The organism is Kitasatospora sp. NPDC057512, from assembly GCF_042802135.1.
Taxonomy (GTDB): Bacteria; Actinomycetota; Actinomycetes; order Streptomycetales; family Streptomycetaceae; genus Kitasatospora.
Genome location: NZ_JBHVET010001068.1, coordinates 1 through 2,100, shown reverse-complemented (window position 1 = coordinate 2,100; position 2,100 = coordinate 1). Strand labels below are relative to the sequence as shown.

Annotated in this window: 2 protein-coding genes; both read left to right on the top strand. The window is 74.7% G+C overall.

Annotated elements, in window-relative coordinates:
• Positions 1–89: 89 nt before the first annotated feature.
• On the top strand, positions 90–1,403 hold the full coding sequence (locus ACFU6K_RS37665) for a serine hydrolase domain-containing protein (protein WP_380670960.1): 1,314 nt from the start codon (positions 90–92) through the stop codon (positions 1,401–1,403).
• A gap of 56 nt (positions 1,404–1,459) precedes the next feature.
• Positions 1,460–1,993 (top strand): gamma carbonic anhydrase family protein, encoded by a 534-nt coding sequence (locus ACFU6K_RS37660; protein ID WP_380670958.1) that lies wholly within the window; start codon positions 1,460–1,462, stop codon positions 1,991–1,993.
• The last annotated feature ends 107 nt before the right edge of the window (positions 1,994–2,100 follow it).

Genomic DNA, 2,100 nt, shown 5'->3' with positions numbered 1-2,100 from the left:
ATCCGGTCCGGCCGATCCGGCATGGTGTTAAGTGAGCACCAGCCGACCGGAGTTGCCTACTCCGCCGACCCCGGACCAGGGAGGACGGCATGACCGCCGACCCGACCGCCCCCGCCCGCCGCCGGCCCGCCCTGCGCGTCGCCGTCGCCGTCGCCGTGGGCGCGGGACTGCTCACCACCCTCGCCCCGGCCGCCGTCGCCGGGCCTGCCGACTGGCCGCCGGCCTCCGGCTGCCACGGCGCCGTGCACCTCGCGGTCACCGGCGGCCCGCCCACCGATGGCACGCCCACCGATGGCACCGGCACTGACGGCGCCGCCGAACGGCTAAGCGACTGGACGGCCGCCGACGCCGCCCTCGCCGGGATGACCGACCCCGGCTACTCGACCTCCGCCCTCGCTGCCGTCCGCGAGAACGGCCGACTGGTCTGGCGCAACGCCACCGGCGTCGCCGAACTCGGCACCGGCGAACCCGCCGACCCGGAGGGCGCGTTCCGGATCGGCAGCGCCACCAAGACCTTCGTCGCCACCACCCTGCTCCAACTCGTCGGCGAGCACCGCCTGGACCTCGACGACCGCCTGGAGTGCCTGCTGCCGGGCATCGTCCCGAACAGCACCGCGATCACCGTCCGGCAGCTGCTCGACCACACCAGCGGCGTCGCCGACTACACCCGGGACCGGGCCTTCGAGGTCGACCGGGACTGGCTGGCCGACCGCCGCTACAAGCCCTACCGGCTGCGGGACCTGGTGGAGATCGCGAACACCTACCCGCCGGCCTTCGCCCCCGGCGAGGACTGGCAGTACTCGAACACCAACTACATCCTGGTCGGGATGATCATCGAGAAGCTCACCGGCCACAGCTGGAACGACGAGGTCACCCGCCGGATCATCCGCCCGCTGCGGCTCACCGGCACCTGGATGTCCGGCGACCTCCCGTTCATCCCGGGCCCGCACGCCCACGGCTACGTCAGGACGGACACCGGCCCGGCCGACGTCACCGTGCTCAACCCGTCCATGGCCGGCTCGGCCGGCGGCGGCATCTCCACCACCACCGACCTGACCGCCTTCCTCGACGCCCTGCTCGGCGGCCGCCTGCTGCGCCCGGCCGAACTCGCCGCGATGAAGCAGACCACCGACCACGGCGAGGGCCGGACGTACGGCCTCGGCCTCCAGCGCCTGGACACCCCCTGCGGCCCGTTCTGGGGCCACGCCGGCGGCATCCCCGGCTACAGCACGATGATGCTCGCCGCTCCGGACGGCAGGCGCACGTTCGCCGCCGACACCACCTACTACGACGCCCCGGACCCGGACGCCGCCAACACCGCCTGGCGCAATGTGACCACGACCGCCCTGTGCGGCGCCCAGGCGGCGGCCGCCGTACCCGACCTCGCCCGCATGGCACCGTGACCGACCCCCTACGCTGACCGGCGACAGAACCGCCGACCGTCACAGGAGGACGACCCATGGCAGAGCCGCTGATCGCCGCAGTCGGGGGCCGGGTGCCCGCCGTCGACCCGGGCGCCTTCGTGGCGCCGAACGCCGTCGTGGTCGGGGACGTGACCGTCGCCGCCGGCGCGAGCGTCTGGTACGGCGCGGTGCTGCGCGGCGACGCCGAGTCGATCAGCGTCGGCGCGGGCAGCAACATCCAGGACAACTGCACCCTGCACGCCGACCCCGGCTTCCCGCTGGTGGTCGGCGAGCGGATCTCGGTCGGCCACAACGCCGTGCTGCACGGCTGCACGGTCGAGGACGACGTCCTGGTGGGCATGAACGCCACCGTGCTCAACGGCGCCCGGATCGGCACCGGCTCGCTGGTCGCGGCCGGCGCGGTGGTGCCGCAGGGCATGGTCGTCCCGCCCGGCTCGCTGGTCGCCGGCGTCCCGGCCAAGGTCCGCCGCGAGCTGACCGAGGACGAGAAGACGGGCATCAAGGCCAACGGCGCCGGCTACCGGCTGCTCGCCGACGCCCACCGGGAGATCCAGGAGCCTCCTGGCTAGGCCGTGGTCATCGCGGCCGCCGCCGGTTCCGTCGCCACCGGGGCGGGCCGGCGGCGGTCGACCGCCCAGGCGAGCACCGCGACCACCGCGCCCGCGGCCGCCAGGAC